17 protein-coding genes and 2 pseudogenes are annotated in these 21,987 nt (G+C 67.1%); 7 read left to right on the forward strand and 12 right to left on the reverse strand.

All coding sequences use genetic code 11. From position 1 onward, the window contains the following. Positions 1 to 83 precede the first annotated feature (83 nt). A pseudogene (locus AB0M67_RS34460) lies at positions 84 to 1,190 on the forward strand (pectate lyase); the annotation flags it as partial. Between the two features lie 343 nt (positions 1,191 to 1,533). On the opposite strand, the gene AB0M67_RS34465 reads toward AB0M67_RS34460, so the two are convergent. Together AB0M67_RS34465 and AB0M67_RS34470 are read right to left on the reverse strand one after the other, a co-directional pair. Next, complete coding sequence (locus AB0M67_RS34465; protein WP_365751510.1) at positions 1,534 to 2,469, reverse strand: aldo/keto reductase; 936 nt, start codon at positions 2,467 to 2,469, stop codon at positions 1,534 to 1,536. Positions 2,470 to 3,131: 662 nt separating this feature from the next. Further along, positions 3,132 to 3,864: pseudogene (locus AB0M67_RS34470) on the reverse strand (site-specific integrase); the annotation flags it as partial. A 224-nt stretch (positions 3,865 to 4,088) separates the two neighbouring features. Here AB0M67_RS34470 and AB0M67_RS34475 point away from each other — a divergent pair. The 3 genes from AB0M67_RS34475 to AB0M67_RS34485 all read left to right on the forward strand — a co-directional run bounded on the left by AB0M67_RS34475 (position 4,089) and on the right by AB0M67_RS34485 (position 6,293). Further along, positions 4,089 to 5,408 carry a hypothetical protein gene (locus AB0M67_RS34475; protein ID WP_365751511.1) on the forward strand — a complete coding sequence of 440 codons (1,320 nt, stop codon included), beginning with the start codon at positions 4,089 to 4,091 and terminating at the stop codon, positions 5,406 to 5,408. A 238-nt stretch (positions 5,409 to 5,646) separates the two neighbouring features. Then, positions 5,647 to 5,895 (forward strand): type II toxin-antitoxin system CcdA family antitoxin, encoded by a 249-nt coding sequence (locus tag AB0M67_RS34480; protein ID WP_365751512.1) that lies wholly within the window; start codon positions 5,647 to 5,649, stop codon positions 5,893 to 5,895. Beyond that, positions 5,892 to 6,293, forward strand: a complete 402-nt coding sequence (locus AB0M67_RS34485) for a DNA-binding protein (RefSeq protein WP_364885924.1) — start codon at positions 5,892 to 5,894, stop codon at positions 6,291 to 6,293. The genes AB0M67_RS34480 and AB0M67_RS34485 overlap by 4 nt, the downstream gene beginning before the upstream one ends. A 392-nt stretch (positions 6,294 to 6,685) precedes the next feature. Here AB0M67_RS34485 and AB0M67_RS34490 read toward each other — a convergent pair whose 3' ends face one another. The 3 genes from AB0M67_RS34490 to AB0M67_RS34500 all read right to left on the reverse strand — a co-directional run bounded on the left by AB0M67_RS34490 (position 6,686) and on the right by AB0M67_RS34500 (position 10,090). Next, positions 6,686 to 8,311 carry an MFS transporter gene (locus AB0M67_RS34490; RefSeq protein WP_365751513.1) on the reverse strand — a complete coding sequence of 542 codons (1,626 nt, stop codon included), beginning with the start codon at positions 8,309 to 8,311 and terminating at the stop codon, positions 6,686 to 6,688. Between the two features lie 424 nt (positions 8,312 to 8,735). Beyond that, positions 8,736 to 9,104, reverse strand: coding sequence for a MerR family transcriptional regulator (locus AB0M67_RS34495; protein WP_365751514.1), 369 nt, complete (start codon positions 9,102 to 9,104; stop codon positions 8,736 to 8,738). 287 nt (positions 9,105 to 9,391) lie between these two features. Next, positions 9,392 to 10,090, reverse strand: a complete 699-nt coding sequence (locus AB0M67_RS34500) for a TetR/AcrR family transcriptional regulator (protein WP_365751515.1) — start codon at positions 10,088 to 10,090, stop codon at positions 9,392 to 9,394. A 102-nt stretch (positions 10,091 to 10,192) separates the two neighbouring features. Between AB0M67_RS34500 and AB0M67_RS34505 the strand changes: the two genes are divergently transcribed. Together AB0M67_RS34505 and AB0M67_RS34510 are read left to right on the forward strand one after the other, a co-directional pair. Continuing rightward, positions 10,193 to 10,756 carry a hypothetical protein gene (locus tag AB0M67_RS34505; RefSeq protein ID WP_365751517.1) on the forward strand — a complete coding sequence of 188 codons (564 nt, stop codon included), beginning with the start codon at positions 10,193 to 10,195 and terminating at the stop codon, positions 10,754 to 10,756. A 453-nt stretch (positions 10,757 to 11,209) separates the two neighbouring features. Continuing rightward, the gene (locus AB0M67_RS34510) at positions 11,210 to 11,500 is read left to right on the forward strand and encodes a hypothetical protein (protein WP_365751518.1); all 291 of its coding nucleotides are present in this window, start codon (positions 11,210 to 11,212) and stop codon (positions 11,498 to 11,500) included. 75 nt (positions 11,501 to 11,575) lie between these two features. Here AB0M67_RS34510 and AB0M67_RS34515 read toward each other — a convergent pair whose 3' ends face one another. From AB0M67_RS34515 to AB0M67_RS34545, 7 genes are all read right to left on the reverse strand, one after another. Further along, the gene (locus tag AB0M67_RS34515) at positions 11,576 to 11,902 is read right to left on the reverse strand and encodes a hypothetical protein (protein ID WP_365751519.1); all 327 of its coding nucleotides are present in this window, start codon (positions 11,900 to 11,902) and stop codon (positions 11,576 to 11,578) included. A gap of 59 nt (positions 11,903 to 11,961) precedes the next feature. After that, a complete protein-coding gene (locus tag AB0M67_RS34520) occupies positions 11,962 to 12,651 on the reverse strand; it encodes a type I-E CRISPR-associated protein Cas6/Cse3/CasE (RefSeq protein ID WP_365751520.1) in 690 nt (229 codons plus the stop codon). Positions 12,652 to 12,707: 56 nt separating this feature from the next. Next, positions 12,708 to 13,583 carry a type I-E CRISPR-associated protein Cas5/CasD gene (gene cas5e, locus AB0M67_RS34525; RefSeq protein ID WP_365751521.1) on the reverse strand — a complete coding sequence of 292 codons (876 nt, stop codon included), beginning with the start codon at positions 13,581 to 13,583 and terminating at the stop codon, positions 12,708 to 12,710. Then, positions 13,580 to 14,950: a type I-E CRISPR-associated protein Cas7/Cse4/CasC gene (locus AB0M67_RS34530; RefSeq protein WP_365751522.1), complete on the reverse strand. Its 1,371-nt coding sequence runs from the start codon at positions 14,948 to 14,950 to the stop codon at positions 13,580 to 13,582. The genes cas5e and AB0M67_RS34530 overlap by 4 nt, the downstream gene beginning before the upstream one ends. Further along, entirely contained in the window at positions 14,947 to 15,531 is a 585-nt protein-coding gene (locus tag AB0M67_RS34535; RefSeq protein WP_365751523.1) for a type I-E CRISPR-associated protein Cse2/CasB, read from the reverse strand. The genes AB0M67_RS34530 and AB0M67_RS34535 overlap by 4 nt, the downstream gene beginning before the upstream one ends. Next, positions 15,524 to 17,122, reverse strand: a complete 1,599-nt coding sequence (casA, locus tag AB0M67_RS34540) for a type I-E CRISPR-associated protein Cse1/CasA (protein WP_365751524.1) — start codon at positions 17,120 to 17,122, stop codon at positions 15,524 to 15,526. The genes AB0M67_RS34535 and casA overlap by 8 nt, the downstream gene beginning before the upstream one ends. A gap of 375 nt (positions 17,123 to 17,497) precedes the next feature. Then, positions 17,498 to 17,674: a hypothetical protein gene (locus AB0M67_RS34545; protein WP_365751525.1), complete on the reverse strand. Its 177-nt coding sequence runs from the start codon at positions 17,672 to 17,674 to the stop codon at positions 17,498 to 17,500. Between the two features lie 230 nt (positions 17,675 to 17,904). Here AB0M67_RS34545 and AB0M67_RS34550 point away from each other — a divergent pair, with 230 nt between their 5' ends. Then, positions 17,905 to 21,978, forward strand: coding sequence for a hypothetical protein (locus AB0M67_RS34550; protein ID WP_365751526.1), 4,074 nt, complete (start codon positions 17,905 to 17,907; stop codon positions 21,976 to 21,978). Positions 21,979 to 21,987: the final 9 nt, after the last annotated feature.

The raw sequence follows: 21,987 nt of genomic DNA on the forward strand, positions 1-21,987 counted from the left end.
CCTGTTCCAGCTCAACGACAACGGCAGCAACAACGACAACGGCAGCAACAACACCCTCGTACAAGACGGAAGTTGAGGCGAAGATGAAACGAGGACGATCAGTCGCACTGCGACTCCACGCGGCGCTGGCCACGATGGCTCTCGCGGCCGTGACCGGTGTGGTTCTGTCCATGCCCGAGGCGTCGGCGGCGACCGGCGGTGTCACCGGCTACGCGACCCAGAACGGTGGGACCACCGGCGGTACGGGCGGACAGACGGTGCGGGCCACCACGGGGACCGCGATCCACGCGGCCCTGTGCGGCCGGGCCAGCAGCAGCACCCCGATCACCATCGAGGTGCAGGGGACGATCAACCACGGCAACACCAGCAAGGTGTCGGGCGACAGTTGCAACACCGCCGCCGGCGTGATCGAGCTCAAAGAGATCAGCAACGTGACGCTCATCGGCGTCGGCAGCGGAGCCGTCTTCGACCAACTGGGCATCCACATTCGCAAGTCCAGCAACATCATCATCCAGAACGTGACCGTCCGGAACGTCAAGAAGTCCGGCTCGCCCACGTCCAACGGCGGTGACGCCATCGGCATGGAGAGCGACGTCCGTAACATCTGGGTCGATCACGTCACCCTGGAGGCATCGGGTGGGGAGTCGGAGGGGTACGACGGCCTCTTCGACATGAAGGACAACACCCGGTACGTGACCCTCTCCTACAGCACGCTGCGCAACTCCGGCCGCGGTGGCCTGGTCGGGTCCAGCGAGAGCGAACTCTCGAACAGCTTCATCACGTACCACCACAACCTGTACGAGAACATCGACTCCCGCACGCCGTTGCTGCGCGGCGGCGTAGCCCACATCTACAACAACCACTACGTGAAGCTCAACGAGTCCGGCATCAACTCCCGGGCCGGGGCCCGCGCCAAGGTGGACAACAACTACTTCAAGGACTCCAAGGACGTCCTGGGCACCTTCTACACCGACGCGGCCGGGTACTGGCAGGTCAGCGGCAACATTCTCGACAACGTGACCTGGTCCAGCCCCAGCAGCGAGCACAACCCCGCAGGGCCCGACCTGAAGTCCAACACCACGGTCAGCATCCCCTACTCCTACAGTCTCGACGCGGCCGACTGCGTGCCGGACATCGTGGCCCGGACGGCAGGTGCCAACAAGGGGCTCCAGGTGTCGGACGGCAACTGCTAGGTGTATTGATCACGAGCGTTGTCGACGCTCGTCGGGTCTCGAACATGGCGAAGACCTCCGTGCGGTGGGAGCTGTCCCGGCACCCACCCACGGAGGTCTTCGCCTTTGATCAAGACCTCCACGTCAACAACGCTCGTGATCAGTGCACCTAGGGCTTGCGGTCCGCCATCAAGCGGCCTTCCCCGTAACGGGAACGCGCCTCGCGGAGGGTCGGAACGGTGCGGGCACGTTCTGGGTTGCACCGCGCGTTCCGCACACCTCGTCTTGAGAATGAGTTGCAGGGCCACACCGGCCGGTGCGGACCGGTTCCGGACGATCAGGTGGTGCCGACCAGCCGGATTCAGGGAACGAGGTGGCCCGCGGCGCGGAACAGTTCATACCACTCGGCCCGGGTGAGTGGAAGTTCGGAGCCCTGGGCGGCGCCCGCGACGCGCTCCGGGCTGGTGGTGCCCAGCACGACCTGCATCTGAGCGGGGTGGCGGGTGATCCAGGCAGTCGCGATCGCGATGGCGGGGACGTCGTACTGGCCGGCAAGACGGTCGATAACGGCGTTGAGCTCGGGGTAGTCCGGCGAGCCGAGGAAGACCCCCGTGAAGAAACCGGCCTGGAAGGGAGACCACGCCTGGATGGTGATGTCGTTCAGACGACAGTAGTCGACGATCCCTCCGCCATCGAGGGTGACCGACTGCTGCTCCGCGAGCATGTTCGCAGCGACCCCTTGAGTGATGATCGGCCCGTGTGTGATCGAGAGCTGAAGCTGGTTGGCCACGATGGGCTGACGCACGTACCTGCGCAGCAGGTCAATCTGGCGTGGGGTCTGGTTCGAGACACCGAAGGCGCGCACTTTCCCCGAGGATTCGAGCTCATCGAAGGCACGGGCGACCTCTTCAGGCTCGACAAGCGCGTCGGGGCGGTGCAGCAACAGGATGTCGATGCGGTCGGTCCGCAGGGCCGCGAGTGAGCCCTCAACCGATTTGACGATGTGCTCGTAAGAGAAGTCGTAGTACGGCCCGTCCGTCACGATTCCCGCCTTGGTCTGGATCGTGATCCCGTCGCGCTGCGACGGGCTCAGCGCCATCGCGTCGGCGAAGCGGCGTTCACAATCGTGCAGCTCGCCTCCGTACACGTCGGCGTGGTCAACGAAGTCGATGCCCGCATCGCGTGCGGTGCGGACGAGTTCACGGACGTCCTCGTCCGTCTTGTCGGCGATACGCATCAAGCCGAGCACGACGTTCGGGGCGAGGATGTCGGTACCGGGCATGGTGAAGGTCTTCACGACGGCTTTCCTTTCAAATTTTCAGGTCCGCACAGTACAAACGGGTCCACTCTGCACCTTAGGGGGCGGAGGGTCTATCGGCGGCCGGCGGCAAGTCCCGAATGCTCGCGGGACGGGACGCACCGGGGACCGGGATCACGACGGGCGGGAGGGCGAGGTGCGGATCCCAACCCGGCGTCGCCGCTCGCCCGTCTCCCCCGGCATCGAGTCCAGCGATCGATCTCGCTGACCGCCGGAATGCCGCAGCAACGGTACGTACTCGTCCAAGGAACGCGGCCGCATCCGCAGCGAGAGGGACATTCGCCCGGGGCGGACGCCTCTCCGGACCCGGCCTGACAACTTCCGACTATTGCCATGGCGAACCGCTACCCGAGAGGCGGCCCGGTCGGCATGCCTCTCGCAAGAGACCACCCCACGCGGAGCCTCCACAGCTGCCGCGTGCCATTGCGTGCCATTCGTAGGGGCAAACAACGGTCACCACGGGCATCATCCGACCGTCGGCCGGGCACACGTCTGTACAAGGTTCTGGCTGGTCAGGAGCATACGAGGCGACCGGATGCTCGGTGATTCCCAAGCTCAGAGCGCGAGTTCGATTCTCGTCACCCGCTCCACGACGAAGGCCCAGGTCATCGACCCGGGCCTAGTTTGTTGTCCGAACCAGTTCAGGCGTCGCGCACCAGATCCGCACCAGAACGCTTCGCCTTGGCCTTCGCACGGCGGCGCGCACGAGGTCGTCCAGCGCGCCGGCCACCTCCTGCTGCGGCTCAAGGTCGGAGTGCTGGTAGATCAACGCCGCCCTCTCGGACGACTGGCCAGCCCGCACCGTCGTGTCCTTGAGGGTGGCCCCGGAGCGGGTCGCCAGGGTGTGCCGGAGATCGTGGAACCGGAACCCCACCGGCAGTGCCACCGCAGCACGGGCCTTGGGCAACTTGCCCCGCTCCTCCACGAACAACACCCCGTCCTGCCCCTTCTCGGCGTACCAGTCGAGGTGACGTTCCAGGTCCCTCCGTAAGAACCCAGGGAGGAGCACGATTCGCTTCCCGGCGTCCGACTTGGTGTCGCCGGTGGACGCGGCGGCCTGTTGTGAGCCCCGGAGCAGCCATGAGGACGCGAATGGTCAGCTCGTCGAGGTCCACGTCCTTGCGAGCTCTGCTTGTTCCTCCAGCCGGAATGGACCGTACGCCCCGAGGAAGGCCATCAGTCGCCAGCGCGGCCCCAGCACATCGGCGAGGGCGTCGACCTGGGCGTTGGTGGCAATCTGTCGTTCCGCCGCACCTTCCTTTCCAGACCCCGGATGCGGCAGGGGTTGCGGCGGATGAGTTCGTCGTCGACCGCGGTCTCCATGACGGTTTTGAGGAGCCGGTAGGGCTTGGCGACGGTCGTGGCCGCTCCTGTCGGCGCCAAGGGCTCGGGGCGCGCGGGGCGCGGTGATCTGATCCAGGTCCGCACCCGCTCCACATGCGTGTGGGTCGACGGTGGACGGGATGGGAGCCGGGATAGGTGGTGGGCAAAGGTAGATACGCTCAAGGCGGAGCTCAGAATGTCCTCAAATTCATGTAGCTCCCCGCACGACTCCCGGATAATGGCGCTCACAATCATGGAGCCCTGGGAAGGGGTCAATGGAATTGTTGTATAAATTCTTCGCGTCCATTGAGGCCGGCGTGACACAGCCTTGGCTTGCCATTCCCCTGAAGGTGGCCGTCGTCGCCGTCATACTGCTCGGCGCACTCACAGTCGCCCGGTTCTTGGCCATCACATTCTGGGTAGAAGTAAGCGCGCGCGTCGAGCGGCGGATCTGGTATTCAGACGTCCTGGAATACGCCAATGAGATCGGCGTTCGCGTGGGGAATCCCGGCTGGCGAAGTAATCTACCGCGCTCGTGGGCCAATCTGGGGCGAAGGAGCCCAGTGCGGCTCCTTCGCTATTCGATGGCACGTCGCCTTGTCAGGCAAGTCTCTGTGAAGAAGCTCGAAAGGATGACAAAGAGGAGGAACACTCTAGAGCAGTTGTCGCGGATACCGAAGAGGGTCGTCAATTTTGCTTCTCGTCGATCCTTGGTTCTCCTCGCATCGGGCGCAGTGACGTATCAGTACGAGCGCCCAGGGAGAGCTAGTGATGATCTCCAGATCATTGCCGATGAAATCCCCCGGATCGCAGAGCAGAGGACATGGGTACCGATCCTGGTCCTGGCTGTCGGAGTCTTCGCATTCACTCGCAGCGGAAGTTTGATCGACAGGATCAGAGCGAGGGACGAGGCGGCAAAGGATGTGAACCGCATGCTTGCCGAACTCCTTGCCAAGCTCTCCAAATTGGACGTCGCACTACAGGAGGTGCACGGGAACATTAATGCGTATCGTTCTGCCTACCTTGACGTTGCCTCCGGGGCGGCGGAGTCGGGACGCGCATGGTCTCCGGGATTCGGGTTCGAAAGTGATCACTACGGGCTCAGGGTAAGCCTCTACGGCAGGAAATCATTGGAAATCCTTCTTGAGGAGCCAGAATTCCAGAGACTGCAGTGCGCCCTAGACGCAGTCGCTGACCATTTGACGGACATCCGAGAAAAAGGGATATCTTCGGTAGCTCTCAGGATCCTTTCTCCCATCTGGGAGGAGCTTTACAACTGCAGGCTCCAATCGCACCTCTACCACTCCACGAGTCGCTACGCCGTAGGCATCAAACATTCCATGCTCGGACTAGGGTGGATGAAGGAACGTCTCGAAACCAAGGAACGCCACTTCGGACGCCTCGCCGCGAAAAACGATGATCGCGACAACGCCGAACTTGATTCGAAGCTCGTCGAGGAGTCGTACCATCTGGATGACCTGATCCTGCAGAGCAGGTTGGCACACTGCCAGTTGCAAAAGATCAATAGATTCCTGCTCAATCGTCTGCACGGTACGTCGCTAACGAAACTGGTCAGCGCCGTAGGGCATAAGTAACTGGCGCTCTGCGCGACCGTCGATGCACTCACCTTTCTGTCGGGTGCCCGCCTGGCCGACGCCATGCTGGCCGGGTTGGGCGGCGCCGGGGCATCGGCGTTGGCCCTGCACGCCCTAATCCAGTGAGGCGGACATCCTTGGCGCACAACAGAGCAGCACTCCACCACCACAGGCGCCCGGCCAGAGCTCGGGGCGCCCATCACGGACGACGTCACGCATACTCCGGTATGCTCCGAGTATGTCATCGACTACGCGCATCACTGTCACACTGCCCACCGACCAGGTGGCGGAGCTCCGCAAGCTCACGGACAACGTCTCCGGTTACGTGGCGGAAGCCGTGGCCCGCCAGATCCGGCACCAGCTCCTGGGCGAGGACCTCCGGCGCCATGAGGAGGAGCACGGACCCTTCAGCGACGAGGAACTCGCCGAGGCGCACGCGAAGATCTTCGGAGGCGACGGTTCCGCCAAGGGCGTGGATGCCGCGTGAGCGAGCGCATCGAGACCGTCGTCCTGGACTCGGAAGGGCTCTCCGCCTGGATCGCGCAAGACCGCAAGCTCCTCGCGATGTTGCAGGTCTTCCACGATATGGGCGCCGACCTGGTAATCGGGGCGAATACCATCGTGGAAGTCAGCCACTCCCGCACCAACATGCCTCGCCTGAACTGGGCTCTGTCCCGCGTCAAGGTGGAGCCGGTCACCGAACAAGCGGCGAAAGCGGCAGCGGAGCTCCTCAAAGGCGCCGGACTGCACGGGCACAAGTACGCCATCGACGCCACGGTCGCCGAAGTCGCACTGCGCCAGCCGAAACCCGTCGCCCTCCTGACCTCCGACAGCGACGACATGACCAAACTCTGCGGCAGTCAGGTACGCATCATCCCCCTCTGACCCGACAGCCCACTTGGGGCACGCGCCTTGGCAGGCTGTGTTGCGCCGCCAGCCTCGTGCCCCATCCGTGCCCATCAGAGCGGACAACAACGGTCAGATGCGGTCCCCAGAGCCCGTAGCCATACACCGTGTCCAATGGGAAAGCACAGGTCAGAACCCCCTCAACGGTCCAAGCACCGTTGATTCCCAAGCTCAGAGCGCGAGTTCGATTCTCGTCACCCGCTCCAGAGAAAAGCCCCAGGCCGGCGGCCCGGGGCTTTGTTGTTGGCCAGGCCATTTCCCGCCCGTGTCGCAGCCGGTCCAGGTCGTCGATGCTGTCCGCGCCCGCCGCCATCCCCGCGACCAGGTTCGGATCGCAACCGTGCGGAAACCCGTACTGCGGCAGGGGAAGATCACATCTCGGAAGTGCCGGAGGACTCCACTCGGATCTGCGCCGTCCTCTTGTTCACGTCGCTGCCGCCATCGTCCGACGGTGGTGTTTCCGGGGCGTCCGGGGCGTCCGGGGCGGCGGGCGTGGCGCGGAGGAACAGCGCCGCAAGCAGCGCCGCGGCAGCGAGGCCCACCGCGCTGAGCAGGGTGGCGGCCTGGAGTCCTTCGGCGAACGCGTTTTGTGCGGAAACCCGCAGCGCAGACCCGACCTCCTCGGGCAGCCGCTCGGCCACGGCCAGGGCGCCACCCACGGTCTCCCGTGCCTGCTCGCGCGCTGCGGCAGCCATTCCGTCCGGCATGCTGTCGGAAAGGCGACCCTGATAGGTCACCATGGAAGTGGTACCGAAGAACGCCATCCCGCCCGCCAGCCCCAACTCGGCGCCGCTCTGCGAGATTCCGGAGGTGAGGCCCGCCCGTTCGGTGGGGGCGGAGCCCACGATCGCGTCCGTTGTCAGCGCCAGCGTCGGCGTCACGCCCGTGTACAGAATCGTGAAGCTGACCACCGTCCAGGCCAGACTGCTCTGCCCCGCGGTCGCGCTGATCATCGCCGCTCCCACGGCGGCCATGCCGAGCCCCGCACTGATCACGACGGCCGGACGCACCCGACGCACCAGCCGCGGCGCCAGCAGCGTCGCACCGATCCCGAACAGCACTGACGGCACCGTCCACAGTCCGGCGGCCAACGGGGACAGACCGATCACCGACTGCAGGTACTGCATCACCAGCAACTGCGAGCCCGCCATCGCCGCGACCGCGACGGTCTGCGTGGCCAGTCCCGCACTGAACGCGGACTGCCGGAACAGCCCGAGATCCACCAGCGGCTCCTCGACCCGGCGCTGGCGGCGCAGGAACAGCGCGCCCACCGCCAGACCGCCCAGCAGGAACACCCCGGCCCGCACCGACAGCCCCGAGGACGCCGCGTGCTTGGCGCCGTAGACCACGCCAAGCACGGCCACCAGTGACATCGCAGCACCGGCCACGTCGAAACGTCCGGTCACCTTCTCCCGCTGCTCCGGGAGCAGTACCGGCCCGGTGACCAGCAGGAGCACCATGACCGGCACGCCGATCAGGAACACCGAGCCCCACCAGAAGTACTGCAGCAGTGCCCCGCCCACGAGCGGGCCGATGGCCTCACCCGCGGTGAAGCACGTCATCCAGACCGCGAAGGCGAAGGTCCGCTCGCCCGGATCGCGGAACATGCCCGACAGCAGCGCCAGCGTCGAGGGCATCACCGTGGATCCGGCGATCCCCAGCAAGGCACGGCCCAGGATGAGCAGTTCGGCCGTCGGGGCGAACGCGGCCACCACGGAGGCGACGGCGAACGCCGCCGCGCCCAGGAGCAGCAGCCTGCGCCGGCCGATCCGGTCGCCCAACGTGCCCATGGTCATCAGGAATCCCGCCACGAGGAATCCGTAGATGTCCAGGATCCACAGCAACTGGCCACCGGTCGGCGCGAGATCGGCGCTGAGGCTGGGCGCTGCCAGGTGCAGCACCGTCAGATCCATCGACAGCACCATGGTCGGCAGGGCCAGCACCCCCAGACCGATCCACTCCCGCCGTCCGGCCCGAGCCGGAGCCTCTCTGGACACGTCGCATTCCTCCCTGAACTTCCAGTTGCCACATCGTCAGAAAGACGTACGCGGGCGCCTACGTCGTGCTGCGGCACGTCGCACAGCGCGCCTGTACGGGACTTCTCGACCCGTCACGGGGCGTCACACACCGGCGACGCTAGACCTTCACATCGATGTGAGAGTCAACCCGCGACGTTGACGGGACGGCGCGACTTTCAGAAGGCCCTCGCCTCCGCCGACGGCGTCGCAGGCGGAGTGCGGATGCACCACGTCGACCGCGCGGCACGCGGGGATTTGCCTCGGCGCGGGAGGCGGCTGATCAGCGCAGTTTCCTGGGGGCTGTTCTCCGAGCAGTGCCTCTACAACCTCGCGGTCCGCCACCAGGAGGAGGAAGGGCCCACCACGGCGTCCGGATCCTCGGGCGCCTCCTGGCACGGCGCTGCTAAGAAGCCTCCGACAGCAGGGGGGCTGACGCGATGACCGCGTCCAACTTGTCGCGAGACGAATGGAGTTCGTCGATCGCGCGGGTCATCCGGTCCCTTGCCTCACGCAGGTCGCCAAGCATCTCCGCGCAGGTGGGGACGAGATGGTCACCGTCCTCCCGCATGCAGGGAAGCACCCTGGCGATCAGGGACGTTCCCAGACCTGCCGCCAGCAGCGCACGGATCTGCCGCACCGCGGCAACATCACCCTCGCGGTACTCGCGGTAGCCGCTGGAGCGCCGCTGCGGATACAACAACCCCTGCTCCTCGTAGTACCGCAGGAGCCGTTCGCTGACTCCCGTACGCCGGGAGAACTCGCCGATCCGCACCCGCACCTCCACTACCTGCCGGTCCGCCTCACGCTGCTTTGAGCCTACCCATCCGGCAGACACCATCGACCCGCCGGCCACGAAGAACAAGCCACGCCCCCGCCGCTCGTTCACACCCGAGTTCAAGGCCGAGATTGTTGAGTTGTGCCGACGCGGTGACCGATCCGCGCCAACCGGCTACCTACGTCGCGCGGGTTGCGTGCCAGGCCCAGGCGGGCCGAAGGGGACCTCGCCGACATCGGCGATCGGCGCCCGATCCCAACCCGATCGCGTTCAGCATCCCGGGGTCACACGTTGGGTGGCGAGCACTCGATGTCGGCGACCGCTGTGACCGCGGAAGGCGCTTCGACCGGTGCGGAGCCCACGGACTCGTCGAGCCTGCGGGCGGTGTGGATCCGCAGCAGTCCTTCGATGCCGCGCAGCAGGGTCTCGCCGGCCAGGACGGGGTCGCCGAGGTAGCCGGCGCTCATCGCGCCGTCGCGGAGCATGACAAAGTGTCGCCCGGCGTGCTCGGCCTGTTCGGCCGTGATCGTGGCGAACAGTGCGGTGACCGTCCGCAGGAACCATTCGCGGTGCTGCACGACGGCACGGTGGACCGGGTTGCCGGGGTCGGGAAATTCCGCTGCCGCGTTGAGGAAGGCACATCCGCGGTAGCCGGGTGAGCGGATCTGCTCGACCAGGGACGTACCGATGCCTCGGAGGATGGCGTCGGTCGGCGCGTCTGTGGCCATCAGTGAGCCGATCTGACTACGGATCGCCTGGTCGACGCTTCCGATGTAGGCGAGGGCGAGGTCGTCCTTGCTTCGGAAGTGGCGGTAGAAGGTGGCGTTCGTGACCTTCGCCTCGGCGACGAGGCGGTCGACGCCCACCGTGTGGATGCCCTCCGCGTAGAAGAGCTGCCCGGCGGTCCTCAGAAGCCGCTCCCGGGCCGCCGAGACCCGCCCGCCAGTACCTGTGCCGGCTTCCGTCCGTGTCATGCCACCCATGGTAGCGGGTAGAACGCTCTCTCTTGTTTTCGCCGAGGGGGTGTGCCAGGCTGCGCCCAAGAGAGAACGATCTCTCTACCGGCACTTTCACTGGAGAATCCCATGGCATCCACCGCCTCCGCCGAGCACGTCGCCACCACACCCGCCCTGCGCCGGCTGTACGTCATCCGCTTCGCCTTCGCCGCCGCGTGGGCCGTACTTCTCATGGTGTCCGGCTCGGACCTCACCCTCGGAGCCCAACTGCTGCTGGTTCTCTATCCGGCCTTCGACGTGGCCGCGGCTGTCGTCGATGCCAGGTCCGCGCGCGCTGCCGGACCGGTCAGGGGCCTGTACGTCAACATCGCCGTCAGCTCGCTCGCCGCTGTCGGTATCGCGGTCGCCGGCACCTCGGGCGTCGCCGACGTGCTGCGCGTCTGGGGCGCGTGGGCAGTGATCTCCGGGCTGGTCCAGCTCCTCGTGGGCGTCGCGCGCCGGCCGATGGGCGGACAGTGGGCCATGATCGTCAGCGGCGGCATCTCGGTGCTGGCCGGCGCGGCCTTCTTCCGAAGCGCCTCACAGGACGCCCCCTCACTGACCGCCCTCGCCGGCTACGCCACGCTCGGAGGGATCTTCTTCCTCGTCTCGGCGTTCCGTCTGTCCCGCTCGACATCAATGCCGTCTCGGTGACCATCATCGGGAGCACCACGGCAGGCGGCCGACACCGGACAACCCGTACCGGATGATCGAACTGCGACCACGTCGGCCTCGCCACGTGCCTTGACCCGGCTGCCCATCGCGGCGTCGGCGCAGGCGAACGCACGATGACGGTACGGGCCTCGTGACCGGCTCGTCCAGCTCATCCGGCTCGTCCGGCTCGTCCGGCTCTCCGCGGACCAGCTCTTCCTTCGTGCCGAAGTGGCGGAAGAGCGTGCGCGGGCGCGACTACCGCCCTCGCCGCCCGTTACGGACCGTGTGGGCCGGCATGGGCGGCATGGCCGGCATGAAGGGAAGGACCGGCGGCCGAGCAACGCGGAATCGCCAACTGTCCCTCACAGAAGCCTTGTTGGAGAGTCACATGGGGCGAATGCATACTTGGGGCCAAGGAGCCGAGGCCGCCGATCTACCGCGCAGGGAGACTCGATGAGTGCCGCCCGCCGTGGCAAACGCCGTGCCACGCTGCCACCCCGCGCGTGGATCGTGATCGCGGCGTCCGTCGGGTTGATCGCACTCTCCGGCGCGGCCATGTCGGCCACGGTCCTGGACGCGGGGGGCTCCGACGGCGTGGACACGCACCGGCAGACGGCGTCTCGCGAAGAGGTCCTCAAGTTCTGGACTCCGGAGCGGATAAAGCAGGCGAAGCCCGCCGAGATGCCGGTGCAGCCGGTGGAGTGCGTGGGCTGGCAATGGTTCGTCCGCCCACACTGCTGGTGATCCCGACCGACAGGCGTGCTCCGGCGCCGGGACGGACCGGCGACCGGAGCACACCTGTACCTACGTCGGAGACGATCAGACGCTGTCATTCACGGCATTGATCACATTCACCGCGCGGACGCCGTGTTCCGAGGAGAGCAGGTCGTCGTTGGCCCGTTCCCCTGTCGTGGTGTCACCGAGGTAGTGCGAGTTGGCGCCGACGATCTGGATGCCGCTCGCTTCGGAGGCGATCACCAGGGGGCCGCCCGACGCGCCCCTGCCCATGTCGCAGTCCATCTCGATGCGGTTGTCGAGGGGGTTGAAGTTGGCGTTGTCCTCGGCGTTGCCGTAGCAGAAGTACATGTACTCGCCGTCGAGATCCGTACGGTTGTAACCCTCAGCCGGGAAGCCGACCGTGGTCACCTCCGGCACCGTCCCGCACAACCGGTAAGGCTTGCTCGCCGCAAAAGGCTCATCCATGTTCAGCGCACGAGGATCAGCCCGCAGCTGTACGCGCGCGCGTGACCGATGCCCTGGGTGAGGGCGGCGACGAGCGTCTCCGGATCGGTGACCGTGAGGTTCCCCTTGATCTCCGCACGAGCGATGCGCAGGCCTTTGTGTGGTGCCGGGCTGGAGACGCGCGGCAGCATGCGCACCGCCAGCCGTTGGGTATCCGCGTCGGCCCCGATGCGGGTGACACCGTCGGGGGCGACCGCAGGTTCCCCGGACGGTTGCAGCCTTCGCGAGAACCACGTTTTCACGTGCTCGGGGCGCGTGTGCGGGACGCGGGTGCCGCGGGACCTAGGCAGTGCACCCGGCGCCGACGGGAGGCTGTGGACCGAGTTGACGACCGTACGGAAGTCGACGCGGTCTCCGATGCGGAAGGTGTGGTCGACGGTCAGGGTCTCCGGTGTCTCGGCCAAGGCGGCCCGGGGAACGCGGCTCCAGTCGGCGGGGACGGACGACTGGACCACCAGGTTGAGCCGTGCTTGCCGGAGATCGACGGTCCAGGTCGACAGGATGCCCATCTGGGAGCGGGCGTCGGGGCTGCCGTCGTCCACCCAGCCGGGGAAACCGCTCATGACGGTCCGGTGCATGTCCTGTGCGTCGATGAGTGACTTGGCAGCGAGAGGATGCCGGGCGTCCAGGGTCAGCAGGGTCTGTGTGGCCACAAACCTGGCAACCCCGCGCGGGGTTGATGGTACATGCGAGGTGTCGGGGGTCCTGTTCACAGGATGATGTCCCATCCGCGGGCGTGCGAGGCGATGGTGATGCGGTGGCGCTTCTCCCAACGCAGGCTGTGTACGCCTCCGTCAGGACCGAACTGGACCGGCTGGTCGGACAGGGGGCCGACACCGGGGATCGGGCGTGGACTTTCGATCCAGGCCCACGGGCGTACGCCTGTCACCGGAGCCGACTGCCCACCTTCGTCACCAGGGGCTTCGGGGAGGAGGGCGTGTGTTTCGAACGCGTCTTTGAGGGTGCCCGAGACGACGCCGAGGGCAAGATCGCCCGAGGGGGGACATGCCTTGCGACCAAGCCAGAGCAGGCGCTTCGGATGCTCCAGGGCGTGAGCGATCCGCTCCAAGAACGCCGCATCCGGGTGCTCCAGACCGACAAGGAAGGCAGCATCGGCGATGTACCAGCGCTCGGTGATCAGAGCGTGGCGACGGACCTCTTTTGAGACGAGGGCTCCTGAGATCGGGTCCGCGGTGACGTACTTCGGTGAGCCGTACCAGGCTTCCAGTTCCCCGCGCCCGAACGGGCCTGGCTGCGAACCTTCCGCATCCGAGGCCAACACCGCCTTCGCGGCCCGCTGGTGGTCGAGCAGGAGATCCCGGGGGCGCAGAGGATATCTACCTCCGCCGACCGTGTGGTAGTCGCGAAGTGGGGTGCCGGGCCGGTCGGCCCGCACCCCGAAGAGGACCTGCGCGAGTTCACCGAGGGGCTCTTCCCGGGCGAGGCCCAGTGCCGCGGCGCACAGGCCGATCACGCCCGATTTCGTGGGACGGCTGTGTGTGTCGCGTCGTGCGAACCGGCCGGCCAGGCCCCAGGACTGCAAGGGGCCGGCCAGCCGGACGAGCAGGACGTGGGAGCCGCTCACGGGGTGAGATCCTCGGCACGCTCCACCACGGTCAATGACTCGGGCAGCGACAACTCCCCGAGGAGTCGGTCGATCTCGGGGTCGTACGTGAGCACCCGCGCAGTACTCAGGTCCCCCCGGCGGCGGCTCACGAAGGTGTGGTGGCGCAGCAGCCTGCGAACAGCGGCGGGACCTGCCGGCCCCTCCCCGCCGGCCGACACCGGGCCTTCGTCCACCGGCCGCTGGAAGGCGGACGCGTAGTTGTAGGGGCGCTCCCCCTCGAACGCGAGGACGAGAGCGGGAAGAGACCCGGTCGACGCGGTGGAATTCTTCTTGGCCTCGGGAAACGCCTCCACGAAGGAGTTCACGAACTCCTCCTCCGCCTCGGACGCGGCCGTCTCGGCCCCTTCCTCGTCCATTCCTGCCGCCCGCAGATTGGTGCGCAGCTGCGTGCGGTCGAGAACGGCGTGCCGGTAGAAGGTGCCGGAGATCAGCGACTGGTACCCGGTCATTCCGGCGCCCGCGTCGTCTGCGGCGTCGAGAAAGCTGAGGGCGTTGCGTTTGCGATCCAACTTCGCATCGTCTGCCGCTGCGTAGAAGTCCTCGATCTGCTCAGCCTCGTGCACGGTGAAGGCGTGCCCGGTCTGGACGGCGCCGTCGACGTTCGGGGAGTCGGGGATCTCGGCCAGAAAGCGGCCGTAGAGAGCGATGTCGACGGCGTCTCGCGGGGCAAGGGCGAGCAGTACGGCGTCGCGTGTGGCCTTGGGCAGCGGTGGCAGAGCGGCAGCCGCCGCGGATTCCCCCTGCGACGAGGCCTCCTCGGTCTCTTCCGCAGGGTCCGTCTCCGGCGAGGCTGCCGGATTCTTCTTCCCACGACGGGGCCTCTTCGCCTCCGCGCGGCTCTGGGCTTCGAGATACGCGTCGCGCCACTCCTCAACCTCCGTCGCGTGTCCAGCGATGTGGTCCGCGATCCTCGCCGCGGCATCGGACGGCGCGAAGATGAGCACCTTGGTCAGGTTGGCCACCGTCTTCTTCTTCGGGTCGCCGAACTTGAGGCCGCTCGCCTCCATCACCGCGCGCGTCGTCACCAGGGCCTTGTCCTTCTCCCACTGGTGGGCGGACTCCAGTTCGCGGCCGGCCAGGATCGCCCACTCCCGCGTGCGTACGCCCATACTCCGGCCTTTGAGCGCCCCACGGCCTGCGTTGGCACGGTCGCGGGCGTGGACGCGCTCGGCACGTCTACGGGCCTGACTGGTGATCATGTGACGTTCCACGCCACCGAAGACAAGGGTCTTGGGCTGGGCGTTCTCGTCCCGGACCGGGAGGACCGCCACGAGGCTCTCGATGAGGTGCAGGGACAGGAACTGGCTTCGAGGTACCTCGGTCACGGGCTGATGTCCTTCCGCGTCGTCGCTTCGTTCTGTGTCTTCCGGCCTCGTGCCGGCGGGGTGTGGAACTCGACCGACCATCCGTAGGCGACGCGCGCCCTGCGGTCGTTCCATTTGACGAGATCCTCGGTCAGTTCGGTCCAGAACGGTGGCGGCTGCTCACAGGACCGCAGCCTGGTGACCGCGTGCTGGAGGTGGCGCCACGGGATGCGCCTGCTGGCGACGATGCGGTTCAGGAGACGCTGGGCTCCGGGGTTCTCGGGCCCGCGTCCTGTTCCATCTCCGATCCAGCGCGCAGCGGCGCCCAGACTGCCGTGACCGTACGAGGGCACGGGGCGCCCTTGGTGATAGATCGCGAACAGGAAGGCCATCCGCTCGAACAGGTCGCGGTGGTCGTCGCCGCCGTACCACCCCGCACGAATGTGGGCGTTGGTGCCCCCTTTGGCCCGGCGCAACTCGGCGAGGGTTCCATAGTCCCGGTTGCGGACGAGAGCGGTGAGCCAGGCGGTGAGCGCGGCGCTGTCGTGCGGAACTGGATTGGGCTCCGGGCCTGTTCCCATAGAAGGGCTGTTCTCAGTCACGTGCGATCTCCCCTCGCAGTTCGGCCGGAGCCCGGTCTCCGGACATGGCGTCCTCGAAGAGCCGGACGGCCTTGGCCCGCGCACGATGGTTGCGGTCGTTCGGCGGCAAGGTGTCAAGACGCTGGAGCATTTGGGTACGGGCTGTGGACATGAGGTCCAGTGCGTAGGCGACGAGGGGCGCGGAGACCGGATCGTCATCCTCCGGACCTCGTTCGATCACCTCGTCCAGCAGCTCGTGGAAGGGATCCTCGGCCGCGGGCCAGAAGGCCCATCGGGCGTCGAGCCGCGCCACCTGCCCCGCCTCGTCCGCGGTCCTCATGGCAGGGAAGGCGGTCTCGGCCGCCACGACGGCCGCGCTCTTCAGAGTTCGCGCGATGTGTTCGGCGACGTCGGAACCCCGGCGCGAAGCACGGTAGAGGTGTGCAGCCATCAGGGGGGCATAGGGATAGGTGCCATGTGCCCAGATGACCGGCAGGGTCTTGTTCGCGAGCAGACCCACGGCCCACAACTGGTACGGCACGCCTGTGTCTTCCCGCCTGCGAGGGAGGGAACGCAGGCGCGCGTACAAGCCGGTCCGGTCATCCCGGACGGCACTGTAGAGGGCGTGGGCCTGCTGCCAGAGCGCCCTGGTGGGGGACGGCCACAGCGGCTTCTTCGCACCACTTGTGGTCGTACTGAACACGGCGTCCTGGAGGTGGCGCTCCGGGTCGAGTACAAGGACCTCGCCGGCTCCCACCAGGACCCGGTCGACCGTGATCTGCCCTCGGGAGCCGCGGGCGGGGCGCAGCAGCACGGAACGCCCGAGAGCGCTGTGCAGGTCTGCGGAGCTTCGCGGCGCTCGGGGCTGGGCCCGCTCCTCGAAACCGCGGCGCGTGGCGCCTGTGGTCCAGGACGTGTTGAGCGGCTCGCCAGGTCCGTAGGGCGGGTAGAGATTCAGCCGCAGTGTCTCGCCCAGAGTCCGGCCCAGGGCGACGACTCGAATCCTTCCCGTGAGCCGGCCCGCGGCGAGGTTGGTGACCTTGGCCCCAAGCCGCTTCCCCGACATGCGGGCCCGTCCATAGGGGCCGTAGACGTGTTGCGTGAGCGTGGCCCGAAACGCGTCCGCCGCTGGGAGCGGATTGCCGCGTTCCAGGTGGTGATGGTCGAAATGCTGGTTGTAGTCACCGGCGTGCTCGATGACCAGTTGGGCCGTCCCGGTACCGCTCTCGCGGAGGTCCTCCGCCAGTCGGGAGTTCTGTACCAGGGGAGTGTCGGGGTGGAACAGGTCCCAGGCATCGTCCGGTTGGTCTGCCAACCAGGTGGCGGCGCGTTCGAGGCTCTGCTCACGAGCGACCCACTCACGCCATTCCCTGTCCGAGGACGGGCACGTTCGGGCCGCGAAGCAGATGGCCAGCAGGTGCTCGATGACGGCAACGCTCTCGCCGGGCGAAAGGCAGTCGACGGCGACCAGTTCATCGGCCTGAGCGAGAAGAGCACACAGGGAGTGATGGGCGGTCGCACCGTCGAGGGTGACGGTGGGGATACAGGGCTTGAAGCGAGGGTCCCAACTGGGTCTCGCCCCGGCCGGATCTCGCGGTCGAGCGTCAGGCAAATCCGTTTCACCGCCTTGTGAGTCGACAACCAGGAGGCAACGCCGGTGCCGCCGGACAGCCAGGAAGCTAGCAGCCGGTGACGGAAGGCGTGCCGCTTCTTGCCTTGTCCGGCATCAGCCTGGAAGTTGGGGTGTATGGCCACCCCGCGAATGCGGGGAAAGCTCCGCCAGCGTCCTTCAGGCTCCCGACGGGCCACTCCCGCTCTCTGCGCCCACAACAGGCCTCCGTACAAAGAGAGTTCTATACCGACGTCGGGAGCATATGGGCGAGTTCAGGCCGTATCAGGTCCGTGCAGACTTGACTTCATCTCAAGCCAGTGAACTTCAAGCACCCGAGTTCGACCCATAACCCGAGCACGAAGCTGTCGCAGCCCCTCAACGCGATCGCCGACGGATGAGGATGCTCAGCGTCGTCCGGGCGTCCTTGCGTCGTGCCGGGGTGGGCGCGAAGACGGAAACGAGGGCCACGACGAACAGCCCACCCGCGTAAAGCAGCGCGCCGCACGCGCTCAGGGCTACGGTGTAGGAGAGAAGTTGTGGGAAAACGGACACGGTCCATCCTTCCGTCGGAAGCCGTTGCTCGGCTGCTTCGGCGATGGCTCCAGACTCGCGGCAGCCCGGACCCAGCGGCGAGCTGACGGACAACAACAGCACGATTTCCGCAGCTCAGAGACCACATACCTGACACTGGCATCGAGATTTTCAGCAGTCGAGGACTGGAACCGGGAGGTGGACCCGTGGACCACGGTCCACGTCACCGTGCACGCCGCGAACTGGGCGCCATGCTGACGCAGTTGACGGAGCAGGCCGGCCTGAGCTCAGCGCGAGTAGTTCAAGGTCTCGATACTCCTCGCAGCTCATTCCAAGGCTGGAAGGACGGAAGGACCTCTCCGGCGCCCGAACACGTGGTCGACTTCTGGGCCATCGTGAGAATGCTGCAGCAAACAGTCGGCCGGCCACTCCACACGGATGCCGAGTGGGAGGCGGCATTGCGTGCCGCGCAGGAGGAGGGGGCAGTCGGACGGGGGCGACGGATCTCCCAGCCCCACGCTGAGGGCGCGGACCGCCGCTACATCCGAGTGCACGGGCCTGCCTTGGATGTCGCCGCAGACAATGTCAAGGGGCGGACCAACGAGCGCGGTGTCATGAACTCGTTCCTCAGGGATGCCAGTTCTGGGGCGCCGACGTATCTGTGCTGGCAGTCCGACGCTCCCGTGGGGAAAACAGCGCTGCTGGCCGACTATCTCCGAAGGCACCCGCCGGCCGACGTGGACGTCCTGAGCTTCTTCGTCTCCTCGGTGCACGGCACCGACACACAGGCAGCCTTCCGCAGGGAAATGGCCGAGCAGCTGGGCGAGTTCCTCGGTGAGAAGCCGGACCGCGCCCCTGTGGGGCCCCAAAAGTGGAGACGCCTCTTCGCCGATGCCGCCAAGAAAAGCAAAGGAAACGGTCGGAGACTCGTGCTCGTGGTCGACGGACTCGACGACGACGTGGCCTGGTCCGGCCTCGCTTCCGAGGGCGGGAGCCCTGCGTGCGGTGCCCAGCGGCGGAACGTGGGGCAGTCCGGAAACCCCGAGGCCGAGTCCGGGAACAAGGCCCGGTCGAGGCAGAAACCTGTGCGCGGGAGCATCGCCGCACTTCTTCCCTCCCCACCCCACTCCGGCATGCGCGTCATCGTCTCCCTGCGACGCGGCGTGCGCTTTCCCGACGACGTACCCAACGGGCACCCGCTGCGCAAAGCCGAGCACCTGCGCACGCTCCTCCCCGTCCCAGGAGTACCGCCGCTTCGACAGCCGCTGCCGGACACCGGCGCTCTGGGTGAGTCGGTGGCGGAACTGCTCGCCGTATCGGGCGGCGGCCTGCGCATCGCGGACCTGGCGGAGCTGACCAAGCTCTCCGAGGACCGGCTCAACCGTGTGGCGCAGGGACCGGCGGGGCGCGCCATCGTTCTCGACGACTCTGTATCAGCGACGTACGCCCTGGCCGAACCGCAGCCTGCCGGCGCGGTGCGCACGAGCTTGGACAAGGCAGCCGTCGAGCGGCACACCAGCGAGCTGTTGGCCTGGTCGCAGCGGTGGCACGCGGCGGGCTGGCCTGCCGCAACACCCCCCTATCCGTTGGCATATCAGCTCCGTTTGCTGCCCGACGGGCCCGAACGCGCTGCTTACGTCCTCGACGTGCGCCGGCTCCGCCGACTCACCAGCACGAGCGGAGCGACCGTTGCCGTCGCTCAACTGGACGCCTTCGAGGAAGAGATCGGCGAGGGCGACAGCGCTCGGGGGCTGGCGACACTCGTCTCGCTCTGCGCTGTGCGGGCTCTGTTGCGTGAAGACCTACGCGAGGTGCCCGACGGGGCGCCCGCACTCCTCGTACGACTGGGGTACGTGGAGCGCGCACGCGCACTCGCCCGCTCGGCGCCGACGCCTTCCGCCAGGGCCGTCCACCTGGCGGACGTGGCGGTGGAGATGGCGTACGCGGCACGAGCCGACCTGGACAGCGTCATAGGGGAGGCCGTGGAGTGGCTGGCTCGAAGCCGAGTCGGCGTTGACGGCCGTTCTCCGGTCTCCGCAGACCCTGATGTGTACACACGGCTCCTTGGTGCCATTCGTACCCTCGTGACACTCGAACGTCGGGACGCCGCCCGGCCGCTGCTACGTGCCGTGGTCCACAATCGGGCGGCCGGTACCGAGGCACTCGTCGCGGCGGCCGGACTGCTGAACACGGTCCACGACGTCGACGTCGTAGCGTTGCTGTACGACCGGGCTGAAGACCTGACCGCAGGTGGAATACGCGACCGGACGGCCGCGGTGGATCTCTGGGGGGCACTGGCGCGGGCCGTTCCTTCCCTCGGTCTCCGTGCCGGCGACCACATCGAAGCCATCTGCGCGGATCTCGATCCCTCGGACGGCCTGGAGGCGGTCAGCTTACGGGCCGCCGGCGCCTCGGCCCTGCACCGTCTGCCTGGCAGCCCGCGACACCACAAAGCGACCATACTGATGCAGACGGCGGTCTCCGGGCTGAACGAGGTCATCCAGGGGTCGAGCGGCTTCGATGCGCCGTCCGCGTGTCACCGGATTCCCCCTGGGCGTGAACTGGCCACGGCGCTTACACGGCTCGCTCAGGCGGTGAAGGACACCAAGGCCAAGGAGGGCGACCTCGACGAGATCAAGCGCCTGCTGAACTCCGCGTCGGAGCAACTGCGCTCGGAGCGACCGCGCGGCGACATACTCGTGGACTCCATGCTCGAACGAGCGCTGTGGGTCGTCGAGGCAGCCGTGGAAGACAAGGCGACGGCGGACAGCGACGCGAGAGCCAGGGCCGATGGCAAGAGGAAGGAAGAGCGCCGGACCCTGGAGCAGCGGAACGTCCATAACAAGGCCTGTGCCGAGGCCTATGCCAGAGCCAAGGCCGAGAAGCCCAACCTGGCGAGGACGTCACCGGCACAGCGTACGAGGACGAAGCCGGAACAGCCGGGCTCGGAGGAGGTGCGACGTGAGGTACGACGTGAGGTACGGCGCCCGTCGGCGAGCCGAAGCCGGAACGCACATCGCGCATCCGCCGGACTGCGTGCCCCGGACGACGCTTCACCGCAGGATGAACCCCACGTCCGGATACTCGTGGAGGCGGATCGCCAGCTGGGCTCGGGCAACCTTCCGCGCAGCCAGGAATTGCTGGAAACCGCCCTACGCCGATCTCCCAGACCATGGACATCGCAGCACCCGGACCATCCTGCCGTCCCGGACGGTTGGACGACGGACCTGTGCCAAGCACTGGGGACCGTAGGCACGTTCTCCGATGCCGAGGGGATCGCGGCGGCTCTGCCCGACCCCCGGGCCCGCGCGCGACATCTGGCGTCCCTCTCCCTTGGCTGCTCTCTCGGGGATCACGGCGATGCGGCCGTTCATTACGCCCGTGAGGCGGCGAGCCTGGTGTCCGACGGTACGGAACCGGGTCTGGCAAATTCCGTGGCCCAGGCGCTGGGCCATGCCGGGGACGGACCCGCGGCTTGCGCCATGGCGACAGGCGGTGCCACGCAGAGGCGGCAGGCGTTGACAGCTGTCGCGGCCGGACTGGTGTCCCATGATCCCGAAACGGCAGCACGCGTTGTCGAACCCCTGGTAGAAAGGTTGGCATTGCGGATCGAGCGAGGTAGCCCGCTCCGGCTCCTCCCCCAACTCGCCTCGCTGCTTGTTGCCTTCCCGAACGGCAGGGAACCCGATCAGCGACTGCGTGACGCACTCCACCAGGCCGTGCCTCGCGTGGCCGACACACCCATGCCATGGCACGCACCGTCGATGACCGTCCTTGCCCTACTGCACCGGTTCGGTTGCCTCCCTGAGGAGGACTCCGGCACCGTTGCAATCCTTACGGACAGATGGCAGCAATCGCTCCGCCCGACGCAGGACGCCGGCGGAGAGGTCGCCTTGCTCGCGGCAATGGAGGGTGACGTTGCCGCCGCTTGGGCTCATGCCGAGGCGGCACCCACGGAGAGTGGGCGAACAGCGGTGCTCTGGGCAACCGCCGCCTACCTTTCTGGCATCCAGGTGACCCTGGCCACGGACCACCGGGCCGACGACCGGGTGATCCGGACCTGCCTGGCACTCGCCCGGGCATCTGGCGCCGGCAGTCCCCCTTCCGAGACGACGGCTCGCCAGATGACGTGGAAGCTGTTGAAGAGCAACGCGTGGACCCACACGATCCCTCTGCTCCCGCGACTCGCCCCCGAGGCACTGGAACGCCTGGGCGTGATCGCGCTGGAAACGGATTCCCAAGCTCAGAGCGCGAGTTCGATTCTCGTCACCCGCTCCAGGACAAACCCCCAGGCGACGGTACTTGGTGGAGAAGCGGCCCCGTAGAAGCGCGCA

The sequence above is a fragment of the Streptomyces sp. NPDC051662 genome (assembly GCF_040681655.1).
Classification (GTDB): domain Bacteria; phylum Actinomycetota; class Actinomycetes; order Streptomycetales; family Streptomycetaceae; genus Streptomyces.

Bases quoted from the DNA above. Each gene is read 5' to 3' on its own strand.
- AB0M67_RS34475 (WP_365751511.1), top strand. From the start codon at position 4,089: ATGGAATTGTTGTATAAATTCTTCGCGTCCATTGAGGCCGGCGTGACA.
- AB0M67_RS34480 (WP_365751512.1), top strand. From the start codon at position 5,647: ATGTCATCGACTACGCGCATCACTGTCACACTGCCCACCGACCAGGTG.
- AB0M67_RS34500 (WP_365751515.1), bottom strand. From the start codon at position 10,090: ATGGGTGGCATGACACGGACGGAAGCCGGCACAGGTACTGGCGGGCGG.
- AB0M67_RS34505 (WP_365751517.1), top strand. From the start codon at position 10,193: ATGGCATCCACCGCCTCCGCCGAGCACGTCGCCACCACACCCGCCCTG.
- AB0M67_RS34510 (WP_365751518.1), top strand. From the start codon at position 11,210: ATGAGTGCCGCCCGCCGTGGCAAACGCCGTGCCACGCTGCCACCCCGC.
- AB0M67_RS34550 (WP_365751526.1), top strand. From the start codon at position 17,905: ATGCTGACGCAGTTGACGGAGCAGGCCGGCCTGAGCTCAGCGCGAGTA.